We start from the raw sequence: 15,330 nt of genomic DNA, 5'->3' as shown, positions 1-15,330 counted from the left end.
CTTTGCGTCAAGTCTGTGAGCGATTGCTTCGCCTAGGACGACGCGATATCCCGGCGCGCACCGTGTGCAAGGTCGATCGATGCCTGCACAACGCATAAACGCCGCTCAGGAGATTTCGTCATGGCCGACACTAGCCCCTCGCAGTCCCGCAAACCCGGCCACGGCCATATCTACGGCTCGATCACGGAGACGATCGGCAACACGCCCCTCGTCCGGCTGAACCGAATCACCAAGGAGCGCGGCGTCGATGCCGAGATCCTGCTGAAGCTCGAGTTCTTCAACCCGATCGCGAGCGTTAAGGATCGTATCGGCGTCAACATGATCGACGCCCTCGAAGCCTCCGGCCAGCTGAAGCCCGGCGGCACGCTAGTGGAGCCTACCTCTGGAAATACCGGAATCGCCCTGGCCTTCGTGGCGGCGGCGCGCGGCTACCGCCTGATTCTCGTCATGCCCGAGACCATGTCCCTGGAGCGCCGCAAGATGCTGGCCTTCCTCGGCGCGGAACTGGCCCTCACGCCCGGTCCGCAGGGCATGAAGGGAGCGATTAGCAAGGCCGAGGAGCTTCTCAACGAAATCCCCGGCGCGATCATGCCGCAGCAATTCTCGAACCCGGCGAATCCCGAGATCCATCGCAAGACGACAGCCGAGGAGATCTGGAACGATACGCAGGGCCAGCTCGACGCCTTTGTCGCCGGTGTCGGCACGGGCGGAACGATCACGGGCGTCGGCTCCGTGCTGAAGCCTCGCCTGCCGAACCTCAAGGTCATCGCCGTCGAGCCGACGGATTCCCCGGTGATCTCCGGCGGTCAGCCTGGCCCGCACAAGATCCAGGGAATTGGCGCCGGCTTCATCCCGGGCAATCTCGACCGTGAGGTCATCGATGAGGTCATCACCGTATCGAACCAGGAAGCTTTCGACACAGCGCGGCTCCTCGCCAAGCTGGAAGGTATTCCCGGCGGCATCTCCACAGGCGGCAATGTCGCTGCCGCATTGAAGCTGGCGGCACGTCCGGAATTCCAGGGCAAGCGCATTGTCACCGTCGCGTGCTCCTTCGCCGAACGTTACATCTCGTCCGCACTCTTCGAAGGGATCTGACCTCTTCTTGGACCCATCCCGATCATCGGCGCTCCCTCACGGGAGCGCCTTTTTTCTGCGCGTCGTCCCCCGAAGGGAGTGAGCTCTCCAAGCGTCAGGCAACCTCACGAGCCTTCGACAGGTTGAACCTCCAACATTGGAGGAAACCATGAGCAACGAGCAGCGCGAGCGCCCCTCGCTGAAGGATTTCGACGCTTACAGCGATCGCAATGGACAGGGTCTCGGCCAGGGCGATGCCCGCGACATCGCTACTCCCGCCCGGACCCAGCACGACCTGAAGAGCGATCCGTCAGGCCAAGCCGAAGCTGCGCGCATCGCGTCCGGCACACCGCGCCAGGACGCCACCGAGGCCACCGAGGCCGAGACGCCACCAGAGAACCTGCGCCATATCGGCGATGCTTCCCAGACGAGCACCGTGTCGGAGGCTCTCGACCGCGCGACCGCACCGGTCGGCAAGGATTCGGAGGACGGCGCGTGAGCGAGAAGGACAATCCCACTGATGCAGCGACGCGCAAGCCCGACGACGATGTCGGCTCGCAGGGTGCACCGGCCGTCGGGGGCGGCCGACAAACGCCTGAACAGGAGGCAGCGCGCGATCAGGGGGCCGGTGGCGTCACAGATGCCGAGCGTAATCAGAACTGGAACGAGGCCGGCGGTCAGAAGGGTCGAAACCCGGCGCCGGTAGGCGGCTCGTCTAACGGGCAATCCGATCGCCGGCAGGATTGAAGATCACTCGAGAAGGTGGGCAGCCATGAGCGAGACCGAGAGTAACACCGCAAAGAATACGGGTAAGCCAGCCAATTCGGCCCCCGACGCCGTCATGGATCCCAATGAAAAGACCGACGGCAAGCCGGGTGAAGGGCCCACGCCCGGCAAAGGTTCAAAGGGCGGCACGACACCCGACGACGAGACTGATCCGGGCGGAGGTTGAGAGTTGGTGTCTTCCTTCCGCTTTTCGCAGCATAACACGAGCGAACTATAGGTTTCGTTCGGTGTGGCGATCCAAGTCGGCCCGTCGTATCGAAGGGTCGATTGTCGGATGTAGATCTCCTGAGTACGATGCTTGCCAGGGAGATACATCCATGGCGACCACTACAGCCTCACAGGTTGAGCTTTCGATCTATGATCGAGACCTCGACCGGAATCCGGCGAACTATCAGCCGCTGACGCCGCTGAACTACCTGGACCGTTCGGCGCGTGTCTTTCCCGAACATATCGCCGTCATTCATGGCCCTCTGCGCCGAACCTATGCCGAACTGTATGCACGGAGCAGACGACTTGCTGCCGCACTGACGGCGCACGGTATCGGACGCGGGGACACGGTCGCCGTCATGCTCGCCAACACGCCCGAAATGATCGAGTGTCATTACGGGATACCGATGACTGGCGCTGTGCTCAACACCTTGAACACCCGCCTCGATCCTGCAGGTATCGCCTTCTGTCTCGACCACGGCGAAGCCAAGGTATTGATTGCGGATCGGGAATTCAGCCGCGTCGTTAGTGCCGCCCTGGAACGGGCGGGAGTGAGCCCATTGGTCATTGATGTCGACGATCCGGTCTATACCGGGGACGGCACGATCCTCGGGCAGATTGGCTACGAGGCGTTCCTTGAAAAAGGGGATCCGGCACAGGACTGGGCCATGCCGGCGGACGAGTGGGATGCGATCTCGCTGAACTACACCTCCGGCACGACGGGCGACCCTAAAGGCGTGGTCTATCACCACCGCGGTGCGGCCCTTCTCTCGCTCGGCAACGTCATAACCGGTCAGCTCGGGCAGCACCCTGTGTATCTCTGGGTATCTCTGGGTATCTCTGGACGCTGCCCATGTTCCACTGCAATGGCTGGTGCTTCCCGTGGACGTTGTCCGTCGTCGCTGGCACCCATGTCTGCCTCCGGCAGGTCAGGGCGGGCGCACTCTACGCGGCACTGGCGGAGCACGGTGTCACCCATCTGTGCGGGGCGCCGATCGTGATGCAGCTTCTTCTGAATGCGTCCGAGGACGAGCGTCGCCCCCTCCCCCGCCGGGTCGCCTTCCTCACGGCGGCTGCGCCCCCGCCACAGGCGGTGCTCGCTGCCATGGGCAAGGCTGGCTTCGACGTCACGCACTTCTATGGCCTTACCGAGACGTACGGCCCCGCAGTCGTGAATGCTTGGCATCGCGACTGGGACGCCCTTGAGGACGAGGCGAAAGCGGCCAAGATGGCGCGACAAGGCGTGCGCTACCCCGTCCTCGAAGGCTTCGACATCCGAGACCCGGAGACCTGTGTATCCATCCCCTCCGATGGTGAGACCATGGGCGAGGCGATGTTTCGCGGCAATGTGGTGATGCGTGGCTACCTCAAGAACCCCTCCGCCACTCAGGCTGCCTTCGCCGGTGGCTGGTTCCGCTCTGGCGACCTCGGAGTGAAGCATCCTGACGGCTACATCCAGCTCAAGGACCGATCGAAGGACATCATCATCTCAGGCGGCGAGAACATTTCCTCCATTGAGGTCGAGGATGCTCTGTTCCGCCACCCCGCCGTCTCGGCCGCCGCTGTAGTGGCGCGACCCGACGAAAAATGGGGCGAGACCCCGATGGCCTTCGTGGAGCTCAAAGGCGGCGCGACCGTGGAAGCCGATGCGCTGATTGCCTGGTGTCGCGAACGTCTCGCTGGCTACAAGCTGCCCCGCAAGATCGTTTTTGGCGAGCTCCCCAAGACCTCGACAGGCAAGGTGCAGAAATACCTTTTGCGAGAGCGGGCGAAGGAAGAGTGAGGCCTCTATCCACTCCAGCCCCTCGTGTTGAAGCCCACGTCCGATCCCACCTCACGATCGGGGAAGGCGAAACGGCATCAAGGCAGGCCCTGTTGGCAGTATGAACGGAAAAGGCCGGGCGATGCCCGGCCTTTTCGTTTCTCTTCGAATGCGTAGCGTTTTACGCGACGCCGCCCGAACGCTCGAAGCGCTTGCGCTCGTTGGGATCGAGGTAGGTCTTGCGCAGGCGGATCGACTTCGGCGTGACTTCCATCAGCTCGTCGTCCTGGATCCAGGCCAGCGAGCGCTCGAGGGTCATGCGGATCGGAGGGGTGAGGCGCACGGCCTCGTCCTTCGAAGTGGTACGGATGTTGGTGAGCTTCTTGCCCTTGAGCACGTTCACCTCGAGGTCGTTCTCGCGGTTGTGCTCGCCGATGATCATGCCCTGATAGACCTTGGCGCCGGGCTCGATCATCATCGGGCCGCGATCTTCCAGGTTCCACATGGCGTAAGCCACGGCCTCGCCCTTGTCGTTCGAGATCAGCACGCCGTTGCGGCGGCCGGGCATCTCGCCCTTGTAGGGCTCGTAGGCCTTGAACAGGCGGTTCATGATCGCGGTGCCGCGCGTATCTGTCATGAGCTCGCCCTGGTAGCCGATGAGGCCACGGGTCGGCGCATGGAAGACGAGGCGCAGGCGGCTACCGCCCGAGGGCCGCATCTCGATCATCTCGGCCTTACGCTCGGACATCTTCTGCACGACGACGCCCGAGTATTCCTCGTCCACGTCGACCACGACCTCCTCGACCGGCTCGAGGACGTTGTCGTTCTCATCCTTGGAGAGCACCACGCGAGGACGCGACACGGCGATCTCGAAGCCTTCGCGGCGCATGGTCTCGATCAGGATGGCAAGCTGCAACTCGCCGCGGCCGGAGACGAAGAACGAATCCTTGTCGGCCGCTTCCTCGATCTTGAGCGTCACATTGCCCTCGGCCTCCTTGAACAGGCGGTCGCGGATCATGCGGCTCGTGACCTTGTCGCCTTCGGTGCCTGCCAGGGGCGAATCGTTGACGATGAAGGACATGGTGACGGTGGGCGGATCGATCGGCTGGGCCTGGATCGGGGTCTCGACCTGCGGGTCGCAGAAGGTGTCGGCCACGGTGCCCTTCACGAGGCCGGCGATGGAGACGATGTCGCCCGCCTCGCCGATGTCGATGGGCGCGCGCTCCAGGCCGCGGAAGGCCAGGATCTTCGAGACGCGGCCGGTTTCAACCAGCTTGCCCGTGCGATCCATGACCTTGATGGCCTGGTTCGGCTTCACAGTGCCGGACGCGATGCGGCCGGTGATGATGCGACCCAGGAAGGGATTGGCTTCGAGCAGGGTGCCGAGCATCCGGAACGGACCCTCTTCGACCTTGGCCTGAGGTACATGCGTGAGCACGAGGTCGAAGAGCGGCGCCAGACCGTCTTCCTGAGAACCATCGGGGGACGTCGCCATCCAGCCTGCGCGGCCCGAACCGTAAAGGATTGGGAAATCGAGCTGGTCGTCGGTCGCATCGAGAGCGGCGAAGAGGTCGAACACCTCGTTGACGACTTCCGTGATGCGAGCGTCCGGACGGTCGACCTTGTTGATCGCCACGATCGGCTTCAAGCCAATCTTGAGCGCCTTACCGACCACGAACTTGGTCTGGGGCATCGGACCCTCGGCGGCGTCGACGAGCACGATCACGCCGTCCACCATCGAGAGGATACGTTCCACCTCGCCGCCGAAATCGGCGTGGCCGGGGGTGTCGACGACGTTGACTCGGGTATCCTTCCAGACGACCGAAGTCGCCTTGGCCAGGATCGTGATGCCACGCTCCTTCTCGAGGTCGTTCGAGTCCATCGCGCGCTCTTCGACGCGCTGATTGTCTCGGAACGATCCCGACTGGGACAGCAGCTTGTCGACGAGTGTCGTCTTGCCGTGGTCGACGTGGGCGATGATGGCGATGTTGCGAAGCTTCATAAGGTATCCGGAAGCGAGTAGAGCCCGTCACGCGACGGGCCGCAGGAATGCGGCCGGCAGCGCCGGGTCACGGGATCGAGCTATCGCGTCGCAATATAAGGTGTAGAGCGTTCCGGCAAGGGGTGTGACTGCGTGTCTGCCTCTCATCTCGCGCCGCCGCCTCTCAAGATCGCCCGCAACCCGTCGAACGGCACCTATCCCACCGGATACTTATCCGTACGGGAATAGGGTGAGTCCGGGTCGGCGCACGATCGCGCGGATTGGCGTCTCGCATCGGAATGAGACGGCGGTCGAAGGAACGTTCCGTCATGGATCATCGAGGCGAAGCGAGCATTCTGACTGGCGCCTACGCATCTGCCCCATGGGCGCCGGGCTCTCCACCCGACGCATAAGCGGCCATGATCGCGGCGAGTAAGCCCGGAAAACGTGCGTTCACCTCCACGCAGCGCGAATGGTTTCGCATCTCGACGCCGTGACGCTCGCACCGGATCAAGCCGGCTTCGCGCAGTACCTTGAAATGGCTGGACAACGACGATTTCGGAATCGTCCGGTCCCCGACACTCGACAGCGCCGAGCAGGCCTCAACACAGCCTGCCGTTGCGATTGCGGCGAAGATCGCTGCACGGCGGGGATCCGACAAGGCGTGCAGAATTGCCTGTGGCTGGACGTCCTCGATCGCCGGGTGAAACAGCGGCCTCATATTTCATCCATTTGGGGCTTGACCTTCGCTCCATTAGTTCCGAATTTCCGAACTATGGAACTGAGGCCAACCAGTCCGAGCCAGTTCCCGTCGAAGGATAGCACATATGTCGAAGCTTGACGGAAAGGTCGCCGTAGTGACCGGCGCATCGAAGGGCATCGGTGCCGCGATCGCCAAAAATCTCGCACAGCACGGTGCCGCGATCGTGGTCAATTACGCCTCGAGTAGGGCGGGTGCCGACGCCGTCGTCGAGGCCATTACGTCAGCTGGAGGCAAAGCTATCGCGGTGAAGGCCGATGTCTCCAAAGCGGAAGAGGCACAGGGGCTGATCGAGGCGGCGGTAAATCAGTTCGGCCGCCTCGACGTGCTGGTCAATAATTCCGGCATCTACGAATTCGCGACGATCGAGGACGTGACCGAAGAGCATTATCGCCGTCTCTTTGACGTGAATGTGCTCGGCGTATTGCTCACGACCCAAGCGGCAGTGAAGCATCTTGGAGAGAACGGAAGCATCGTCAATATTTCTTCGGCCATCACCCATGTCCATACACCGGCCGCAGGGGTTTATGCCGGAACCAAGGGGGCATTGAACGCTATCTCGGGCGTGCTGGCCAACGAGCTCGCGCCACGCAATATCCGGGTCAATGTGGTCAGCCCCGGCTTCGTAGTGACCGAAGGCACCCATACGGCCGGAGTCGTCGGTTCCGACATGGAGGCCGGCTTCATCGCGCAGACACCGCTAGGCAGGGCGGGCCAGCCGGACGACATTGCCGGGGTAGTCGCGTTCCTCGCCTCAGACGATGCCCGCTGGCTGACCGGCGAGGTGATCACCGCCAGCGGCGGTATTCGCTAAGCACGACACAATGCCCGCGCTTACGATGAGGTACGCGCGGGATCGGTGAGCGCGATGTCGTCGCCTACCTCACATGCTCGAGCGGTTCGGTCCCGCACCACTCGGCCACGAACAACGCAATGGCTTTGGTGATGCGCTTCACTGAGGCGAGGCTCACGCGCTCGTCGGAGCCATGGATGTTCTCGCTGATCGGCCCATAGCAGAGGGCCGGAACCCGGTCGTAGAGGGCGTGGACGCGGGTATCGAGATAGCAAGGTGACATGAAGCTCCGAAGATCGACGCCCACGGCCCGCTTGTGAGCGGCGGCAAGTACGGCCTCGGCCTCCGAGCCTTCGTCCAACTCGTAGCCTTCCGCGAAGAAGCCATTGAAAGCCACCATCGGTGGCGTCTTTGCCAGGAACGGATCGGTTCGGGCGAAAGTCGCCACCGCAGATTCAATCTCTTCCGCCGCATCCGCCGCCTTCACACCGGGATAAATGGCAATACGGCAATCGATGCGGCACCAGGCGGGGACGGAAGACGCCCAGTCTCCGCCCTGGATCCGGCCGACATTGAGGTTGATCGGATGGGCCTCGCCTTCGAAATGGCGGCGGCCTGCCTTGCGGGCATTCCAATTATCTTCGAGTTCGCGCAAGGCACCGATCACCCGATAGATGGCATCGATGGCGTTGGCGCCAGCACCCATCTCGCGAACATGGACCGGCGTGCCCTGCACCTCGACCGTGAACCACAGCACGCCGGTATTGGCCCGCACGAGCTTCTCGTCCTCCGGCTCGGGGATCAGCACGGCATCGGCGCGGTAACCGTGCAGATGTGCCATGAGAGCTCCATTGCCGGTGGATTCCTCCTCGACCACGGACTGGATCGTGACCGTCGCCGCCGGCTGAAGGCCGATCCGCCTGAGCGCATCGAGCGCGAACAGGTTGGCGGCGTGCCCGGCCTTCATGTCGGCGGCACCTCGGCCGTACATCCAGTCGCCCCGTATCACCGGATCGAAGGGCGTCTGGCTCCAGAGGTCGAGTGGGCCCGGTGGCACCACGTCCACATGTGCCTGCAGAATCAGGGAGCGTCCCGTCTCGTGGCGAGGCCGGTGGATGCCGACAACGATGGGCGCATCCGAATGTCCCGGTGCAATCCTGCCTCCGCCAGGATGCGCGGCGATGGCCGTAGAATCCATGCGGATCCGCTCCATCGCATAGCCGCGTTGCTCCAGGCATCGGAAGACATGGTCCTGAATCGCGTGCTCGGCGCCGCGCACTGACCCGAACCGGACGAGGTCCTGGATATGGGCGACCTGATCGGCAAATCCCTGTTCGACCGAGGCGGAGATGCGATCCGCGAGAGCGGGGTCGAGCGCCATGGATACTCCTCGTGAAAGCCTGTCGGGCAACCCTTCACATAGGCCTATCCGGACGGTCGGAAAATCGGCCCCGGTTCAGACGAAGAACGCGGTGGCCATGGCGAGGGGAAGAGCGGCGATGGCTGCCGGACGGATCCAGGCCGGACGATAAGACATCAGCGCCACGACGATGAGCGCGGCCCCGGTGAGCGAGCCGAGCCATTGCACCGGACCGAAATTCCAGTCCGCCGTGACGACGGCGGCCGCGAAAGCCAGGGCGATGAAAAGCCAGCCCGCCACACGGAACGCTGTGTCGCGCCGCCGGGAGGGGCGCCCGTGGAACAGGGTCCGGCCATGCCGGTCCATGCTCAGGCAGAGGCAGGCGAGGCCGGAGAAGCTCAGGAGGGAGGTAAGGGAGACGGCAAGTGGCGTCATACGCGGGCGAAATCTCCGGTGGTACGTGCGGACTCTATCCGCGCCCCCTCGTGGCGCCCGAGCTTTCGCGCGCCGAAGAAGAAGACCAGCGCGAGCGCCACCATGGCGGCGTTGAAACCCAGGAACTCGGTGCGCCATCCCGTCTGAGCCCAATCGACCAGAGGAACGGCCAGGAATAGCAGCGCGGCGGCATAGCTCATCTCGCCCCATACCTGGCGATGTGGGCGAGCGTGGGAGACCAGGGCGGCGAGGAACCAGGCTGCGAAAAACACGCCACCCTCCCAGGATTCACGAGCGGCCCATCCTGCAGGAATCAGACGGTTGGCGAGGAAGAGCGCCGCCATGCCGATGGGAAGGCCGAGAATCGTACCGATATTGAGGGAATGGACGATGCGCCAACCGAGAGTGGGCCGCACGACCGCCTTCGGCGCCCGCGCCACGGTCCACAGGACGAGGCCAGTGGTGATGGCGGCGCAGCCCATTAGGCCCGATAGGAAGAACAGGATGCGCAGGGCCGGCCCGGCGAAATGCGCCTCGTGCAGGCCGACGAAGCTCGTATAGGCATGCGCCGCCGGCTTCAATGGCCCGGTCCGTTCGACCACCTCCCCGGTCACCGCGTGGAAGGCGATCTGCGGATGGCGATGGGCGAGCCCATGGGGCTCCTCGAACACCGCCACCACGGTGGCATTTGCATCACCGGGATTGTTGATCGAGACCATCTCGAGCGGCTCGCTCACCTCGGCCTGGGCGCGGCGGATGAGAGGACCGAGCGGCGCCGGCTCGGCCGGCTTGCCCTCGGCGGCTCGCCAGGCCGGCATCTGACCGGACTCGACGTAGAAGCGCAGCTCGTCGCCCTTGTAGGCGCTCACCATTCCCCACGGCATGTACATGAGCGCGAGCGAGACGATGCCCGTATAGGTGATCATCAGGTGGAACGGCAGCGCCAGAACACCGGTGACGTTGTGCGCGTCGAGCCAGCCGCGCTGGGCGGATTTCGAACGCCGGAAGGTGAAGAAATCCGCGAAGATGCGGCGATGGGTGACGATGCCGCTGATGAGGGCGACGAGTAGGACCATCGCGCAGATGCCGACGATCCAGCGGCCGATTGCCGGGAGCATCTGCAATTCGAAATGGAAGCGGTAGAAGAAATCGCCGCCCTGTGTCGCCCGGGCCTTTGTCGGCGCGCCGGTATCCGGATCGAGGAGAGCCTTTCCAAACTCGCCGTCCGGCGTGACCATCCAATAGGCGCCGATATATGGCTTGTCGGGCTGCGGCACGCCCACATACCAAGCCATCGCCTTTGGGGCATGGACCTTGAGATACGCGACTCCGAGTTCGGTCGCGCGAACCACGTCGTATTCCGCCTGCGCGCGTAATTCGGGCCGCATCCAGAGAGAGATGTCGGACTTGTAGTAGGTGGCAGTGCCGGTGACGAAGACGGCGAACATCACCCAGCCGGTCACGAGCCCCGCCCAGGTGTGCAGCCATGCCATCGATTGGCGAAACCCCTGCTTCATGCGGGTTGCACCGCGCTGCCGAGGGCAAGCCAGAGACCGGCGCCCAGGCACAAAGCCGGAAGCGCCAGCCCTATCGCCGCACGGGCGAGGGTGCGGGCGGAGAAGACCCAGATCACCGCACCCGCCATGATCGCGAAGCTCGCCAGGGTGGCGGCGGCAACGGCCTCCGAACGGTCGAGGGGCAAGGTCAGGGACAAGAAGGCCGTGGCAACGGCCGCCAGGGCATAACCGCCGAAGATCGCAAGGAGGGTCCGGCCGGCCACTATCAGGCGGTAGCGACCCTGCGATGGCGGTATACTCGGCTTGGTCATATCCGTCATCGGCGGTCGGCCCCGGTTTGCGAGGAAGCGGGCGCTCCCGGTCGAGGAGCGAATGACAAATGGGCTCAGCAACGCAGCGCCAGCAGAACCGATGGCCTCGGCGTCACGACGGTCGGCATCTTTGCTGAAACGCCGAACACCGAACGCTATACAAAGCCTCGTCTTCCCCGGGCAATCGCTATGTTGTGGAATGATTCCAAGTACAATGCCTGGACGAGCCTGCAGACACGCGAGCGACGGGCAGGCGGCGCTTGCGAGCACGCGCGGCGCGCTTGTAGAACGCTGGCGGTGACGGAGAACCGGGCGCGATGACCGATACGCTCGAGGCCTCCGACAGGGTCCGCACGCGTTGTGCTCTCGCCTGCACGGTGGTCGATCATGCCAGCGTCGCCTCTTGGCAGAATGGGGTTCCGCTCATCCGGGACATCACTCTGACCAATGGCGGTGATACCGATCTCGCCGATGTCACCCTCCATATCAGCGCGACGCCGCTTCTGTTCCGACCTACCACCCTGCCGATCCAGCGGATAACCGCAGGGGGCGTGCAGCGCATCGATGCACCGGGTCTGCGGATCGATGAAGCGATCCTGGCCGGACTACTGGAAAGCCGGCCCTGTACGGTGACGCTGACACTGATGAGCTCGGGCGAGGAGAGCGAGTTAGCCCGAGAGGAGTTCGACCTGCGGCTCCTGCCGCCCTCGCATTGGGGAGGCGCGGATGCGGCGCCCGAATTGCTCGCGGCCTTCGTCAGGCCCAACGACCCGGCCGTGGACGGCATCCTGCGCTCCGCTGCGGCGATCCTGGAGCGGGCAAGGCGGAGCACCGCCTTCGACGGCTATCGCAGCGGAAGGAGGGCCAGGGCCTGGGAGATGGCGGAGGCGATCCACGCGGCGATGGCGGCCCTGCGGATCACCTACATCCTGCCGCCCGCGAGTTTCGAACGGTCGGGACAGAAGGTCCGCGAGCCCGGAGCCATCGTCGAGCGGCGGCTCGCCACGTGCCTCGACCTCACCCTGCTCTGGGCGGCCTGCTGTGAACAGGCCGGGCTCCATCCGCTCCTGGTTCTCACCCGCGATCACGCGTTCCTCGGGCTGTGGCTCGTGGACGAGACCCTGCCGGAAAGGGTCGGCGACGACGCCCAGGCCCTGCGGAAGCGCCGCGACCTGCAGGAACTGATCCTGATCGAGACCACCGTACTCACCGCCGATCCGCCAGGGAGTTTCGCGGATGCGGTGGCGGCCGGCGCGCGCTTGATCGATGCGGATGCCGAGTCCCCCATGGAGATGGTCCTCGATCTGCGGCGATCCCGTCTATCCGGCATCTCTCCCCTCGACACAGGCGAGCCCGGCGCACAGGCGCCGGCTCCGGAGATGGCGGCTGCGCTCGTCCAGGCGCTCGGCGCGCCCCCGTCCTTCGTCGAGGATATCCCCGCTCCCCGCCTCGATCTACCCCGTCGCGAGCCCCGCGACCGGCTGGAAGCCTGGAAGCTGCGGCTCCTCGATCTGACCCTGCGCAACAAGCTCCTCAACTTCAAACCAGGCAAGGGCTCGCTGACCCTCGATTGTCCCGAGCCGGGCGCTTTCGAGGATGCCCTCACGACGGGCCGTGCCTTCCGGCTCGTCGCTCGGCCCGCCCCCGAGGCGCCAATCGACGGGTGGGGGCAGGAACGCGGCGAGATCACCGTCGATGTCGGATCGGAGGAAGTGGAGGCGCGCCTCACCGACCTGTTCCGGCTCGCCCGCGGCAGTTTCGAAGAGGGCGGGGCCAACGTGCTCTTCCTCGCTTTCGGCTTCCTCACCTGGACCCGTGGCAACGGCATGCCGCCTGCCCGGGCACCGCTGCTGCTGGTACCGGCGGCCCTGACCCGCGCGAGCGTCCGCGCCGGCTTCCGTCTCGTCCGGCACGACGAGGAGGCGCGCCTCAACCCGACGCTACTGGAGATGCTGCGCCAGGATTTCGACCTCGACATGCCAGATTTCGCCGAGGGCTTGCCGGGCGATGAATCCGGCATCGATGTCGAGGCCGTCTGGCGCATCGTGCGCACCCATATCCGCGACCTGAAGGGGTTCGAGGTCACGACCGAGGTGGTGCTCTCGGTCTTCTCTTTCACCAAATTTCTGATGTGGAAGGATCTGAGCGAGCGGACGGACCTCCTGAAGCGCAGCCCGGTGGTGCGCCACCTCCTCGATACGCCGAAACAGTCTTACGGCGACGGCATGGGCTTTCCCGTGCCGGAACGTCTCGACGCGGAGCATCCGCCTTCCGGCATCTTTACGCCGCTGCTCGCCGATTCCTCTCAGCTCTCGGCAATCCTCGCGGCGGCCTCGGGCAAGGATTTCGTGCTGTTCGGCCCCCCTGGCACCGGCAAGAGCCAGACCATCGCCAACATGATCGCGCAGTGCCTGGCGCTCGGGCGCACGGTGCTGTTCGTCTCGCAGAAGAGCGCCGCCCTGGAGGTGGTGCGCCGGCGCCTCGACGCGGTGGGGCTGGGCGCCTGCTGCCTCGAAGTCCATGCGGCCAAGGCCCAGAAGACGCATGTCATCGCGCAACTACGCGAGGCCTGGACCGCGAGGGGCGGCGAGAGCGTCCCCTGGGAGGAAGCGGCCACCGATCTCCAGCGCCGCCGAGAGGGCCTGAACGGCGTGGTGGAGAGCTTGCACACCACACGGGCGAACGGCCTCAGCGCCCATACGGCCATGGCGCGGGTCATCGCCGACCGGCAGGCCGGCCGGGAGGGTCTCAACCTCGTCTGGCCGAAGGACGCGACCTCTGAGCCCGGCCACCGGGATAACCTGCGCGTCCAGTGCGGTGAGCTTGCCGCCCTTCGCCCCATCGTCGGGGACATCGCGAACCATCCCCTCCGGGGCATCGGCGCCATCGCTTGGTCGCCCCTGTGGCGGGTCGAGATGGAGCAGGCTGTTCCCGAACTCGACCGCACCCTGCCGGACTTCGCGACATCCGGCCAACGTCTCGCCGAGGCGATGGGCCTGACGCCCCTCGGCCGGACCTATGACGGCCTGCGCGCGCTCTCCTCCCTCGCCACCGCCCTGTTCCGGCCGGAGGCGCGGATGGGCCTGCGCTTCCTCGGCCCCGGAGGCGCGGCCTTGCGCCAAGCCGTCGAGGCGCGTCGCACCCGACAGGACGAGCTCGCCCGGCTGAATGCCCGGCTCTTCGTCCCTTACGCCCCCTCGGTGTTCGGCAACGACCTCGACCGCCTGCTGGCCGACTGGCGCGAAGCGAAAGCCTCGAACTTCTTCCTGCGGGGGTGGCGCCTCGGCCGGGTCCGCGACCTCCTCGCCCCCTTCGCGCAAGGGAACGCACCGGAGGATATCGGGCCAGACCTCGTCACCCTCGCCGAGATCAAGGCCCTGCAGGCGACAAGACCCGCTCTGACGGAAGTTCTGGAGAGCGCCACCGCGAAGCTCGGACATCCCTGGTCGGATCCGGCGGCCCCCGCGGACCTGTTCACCGCTCCGATGGCCTGGGCGACGCGGCTCGCACCGGTCATCACCTCCATGGCGCCGCTCGTCGGAGGCCCGGACATCGTCCGCGCGAGGCTCGCCGCGTTCCTCGACACAGAGGATCGCAGGCTCGAACCTGGCGGCAGCCTGGCCTTGGCAAAGGAGGATTTCACGACGCGGAGAAGCGCCGCCGTGAAGGCGATCGAGACGCTCGGGCGTCTGGCCGGCAGGGCCAAGCCCGACCGCCCGGTGGAGACGGAGGGCGATTGGGTGGCCGGCACCCTCGCCGTTGCGGAAGGCTGGCGGAGGGCGCTGCCCAAAGCGCAGGCCTGGGCAGGTTGGCAGGTGGCAGCGAGCGCGGCGACGAAGGCGGGGCTCGGGCCGCTCGTCGCCGAGATCGAGGCGGGAACGCTGAGGGACGACGCCATCCTCCCGGCCTTCGAGGGCGCCTATGCGCGCTGGTGGATCGACCACGCGGCGACCGAAGACATCCGCCTGCGCGACTTCATGGGCCAGCGCCACGAAGAGGCGATCCGGGGCTTCGGCGAGGCAGATTCCCGGCTCTCCGGCCTCGCCGGGGCGGCGGTGCGTGCCCGCATCGGTGGCGGCGTACCGCTCGCCGGCGCCTTCGGCACCGATCCCGAATGGGGCACGCTGGCGCGGGAAATCACCAAGCGCGCCCGGCACATACCCCTGCGCCAGCTCTTAGCGCGGATGCCGAACGCGCTGACCCGCCTGACGCCTTGCTTGATGATGAGCCCACTCTCCATCGCCCAATATTGGCCGGCCGAGGCGAAGCCGTTTGACATTGTCATCTTCGACGAAGCCTCGCAGATCGCGCCGTGAGATGCCATCGGTGCCATCGCGCGGGGCC

12 protein-coding genes and 1 pseudogene are annotated in these 15,330 nt (G+C 65.3%); 7 read left to right on the top strand and 6 right to left on the bottom strand.

The window, feature by feature from the left end:
* Positions 1-120 precede the first annotated feature (120 nt).
* The 5 genes and pseudogenes from cysK to ACYQOP_RS10500 all read left to right on the top strand — a co-directional run bounded on the left by cysK (position 121) and on the right by ACYQOP_RS10500 (position 3,850).
* Complete coding sequence (gene cysK, locus ACYQOP_RS10520) at positions 121-1,095, top strand: cysteine synthase A (protein WP_056434478.1); 975 nt, start codon at positions 121-123, stop codon at positions 1,093-1,095.
* Between the two features lie 148 nt (positions 1,096-1,243).
* The gene (locus ACYQOP_RS10515; RefSeq protein ID WP_461222345.1) at positions 1,244-1,573 is read left to right on the top strand and encodes a hypothetical protein; all 330 of its coding nucleotides are present in this window, start codon (positions 1,244-1,246) and stop codon (positions 1,571-1,573) included.
* Positions 1,570-1,821, top strand: a complete 252-nt coding sequence (locus tag ACYQOP_RS10510) for a hypothetical protein (protein ID WP_311276284.1) — start codon at positions 1,570-1,572, stop codon at positions 1,819-1,821. The genes ACYQOP_RS10515 and ACYQOP_RS10510 overlap by 4 nt, the downstream gene beginning before the upstream one ends.
* A 25-nt stretch (positions 1,822-1,846) precedes the next feature.
* Positions 1,847-2,026 carry a hypothetical protein gene (locus ACYQOP_RS10505; RefSeq protein WP_056434484.1) on the top strand — a complete coding sequence of 60 codons (180 nt, stop codon included), beginning with the start codon at positions 1,847-1,849 and terminating at the stop codon, positions 2,024-2,026.
* 151 nt (positions 2,027-2,177) lie between these two features.
* Positions 2,178-3,850: pseudogene (locus tag ACYQOP_RS10500) on the top strand (acyl-CoA synthetase).
* A gap of 160 nt (positions 3,851-4,010) precedes the next feature.
* On the opposite strand, the gene typA reads toward ACYQOP_RS10500, so the two are convergent.
* Both typA and ACYQOP_RS10490 read right to left on the bottom strand, forming a co-directional pair.
* Positions 4,011-5,831, bottom strand: a complete 1,821-nt coding sequence (gene typA / locus ACYQOP_RS10495) for a translational GTPase TypA (protein ID WP_056434487.1) — start codon at positions 5,829-5,831, stop codon at positions 4,011-4,013.
* A gap of 346 nt (positions 5,832-6,177) precedes the next feature.
* On the bottom strand, positions 6,178-6,531 hold the full coding sequence (locus ACYQOP_RS10490) for a helix-turn-helix domain-containing protein (RefSeq protein WP_461222344.1): 354 nt from the start codon (positions 6,529-6,531) through the stop codon (positions 6,178-6,180).
* 106 nt (positions 6,532-6,637) lie between these two features.
* Between ACYQOP_RS10490 and ACYQOP_RS10485 the strand changes: the two genes are divergently transcribed.
* Entirely contained in the window at positions 6,638-7,384 is a 747-nt protein-coding gene (locus ACYQOP_RS10485) for a glucose 1-dehydrogenase (RefSeq protein WP_461222343.1), read from the top strand.
* A gap of 64 nt (positions 7,385-7,448) precedes the next feature.
* On the opposite strand, the gene ACYQOP_RS10480 is transcribed toward ACYQOP_RS10485, so the two are convergent.
* The 4 genes from ACYQOP_RS10480 to ACYQOP_RS10465 form a co-directional block, all read right to left on the bottom strand.
* Positions 7,449-8,744 (bottom strand): ArgE/DapE family deacylase, encoded by a 1,296-nt coding sequence (locus ACYQOP_RS10480; RefSeq protein ID WP_461222342.1) that lies wholly within the window; start codon positions 8,742-8,744, stop codon positions 7,449-7,451.
* A 75-nt stretch (positions 8,745-8,819) separates the two neighbouring features.
* Positions 8,820-9,158, bottom strand: a complete 339-nt coding sequence (locus ACYQOP_RS10475) for a DUF3325 domain-containing protein (RefSeq protein WP_419951383.1) — start codon at positions 9,156-9,158, stop codon at positions 8,820-8,822.
* A complete protein-coding gene (locus ACYQOP_RS10470; RefSeq protein ID WP_461222341.1) occupies positions 9,155-10,675 on the bottom strand; it encodes a PepSY-associated TM helix domain-containing protein in 1,521 nt (506 codons plus the stop codon). Before ACYQOP_RS10470 ends, ACYQOP_RS10475 begins: the two co-directional genes overlap by 4 nt.
* Positions 10,672-10,995, bottom strand: a complete 324-nt coding sequence (locus ACYQOP_RS10465; RefSeq protein ID WP_461222340.1) for an iron transporter — start codon at positions 10,993-10,995, stop codon at positions 10,672-10,674. The genes ACYQOP_RS10470 and ACYQOP_RS10465 overlap by 4 nt, the downstream gene beginning before the upstream one ends.
* 308 nt (positions 10,996-11,303) lie before the next feature.
* On the opposite strand from ACYQOP_RS10465, the gene ACYQOP_RS10460 reads away from it, so the two are divergent.
* Positions 11,304-15,302: a DUF4011 domain-containing protein gene (locus ACYQOP_RS10460; protein WP_461222339.1), complete on the top strand. Its 3,999-nt coding sequence runs from the start codon at positions 11,304-11,306 to the stop codon at positions 15,300-15,302.
* Positions 15,303-15,330 lie beyond the last annotated feature (28 nt).

This window comes from Methylobacterium sp. CM6247, assembly GCF_054817925.1.
The sequence above is the reverse complement of the archived record's forward strand: the minus strand, read 5'-3'. Positions and strand labels throughout refer to the sequence as shown.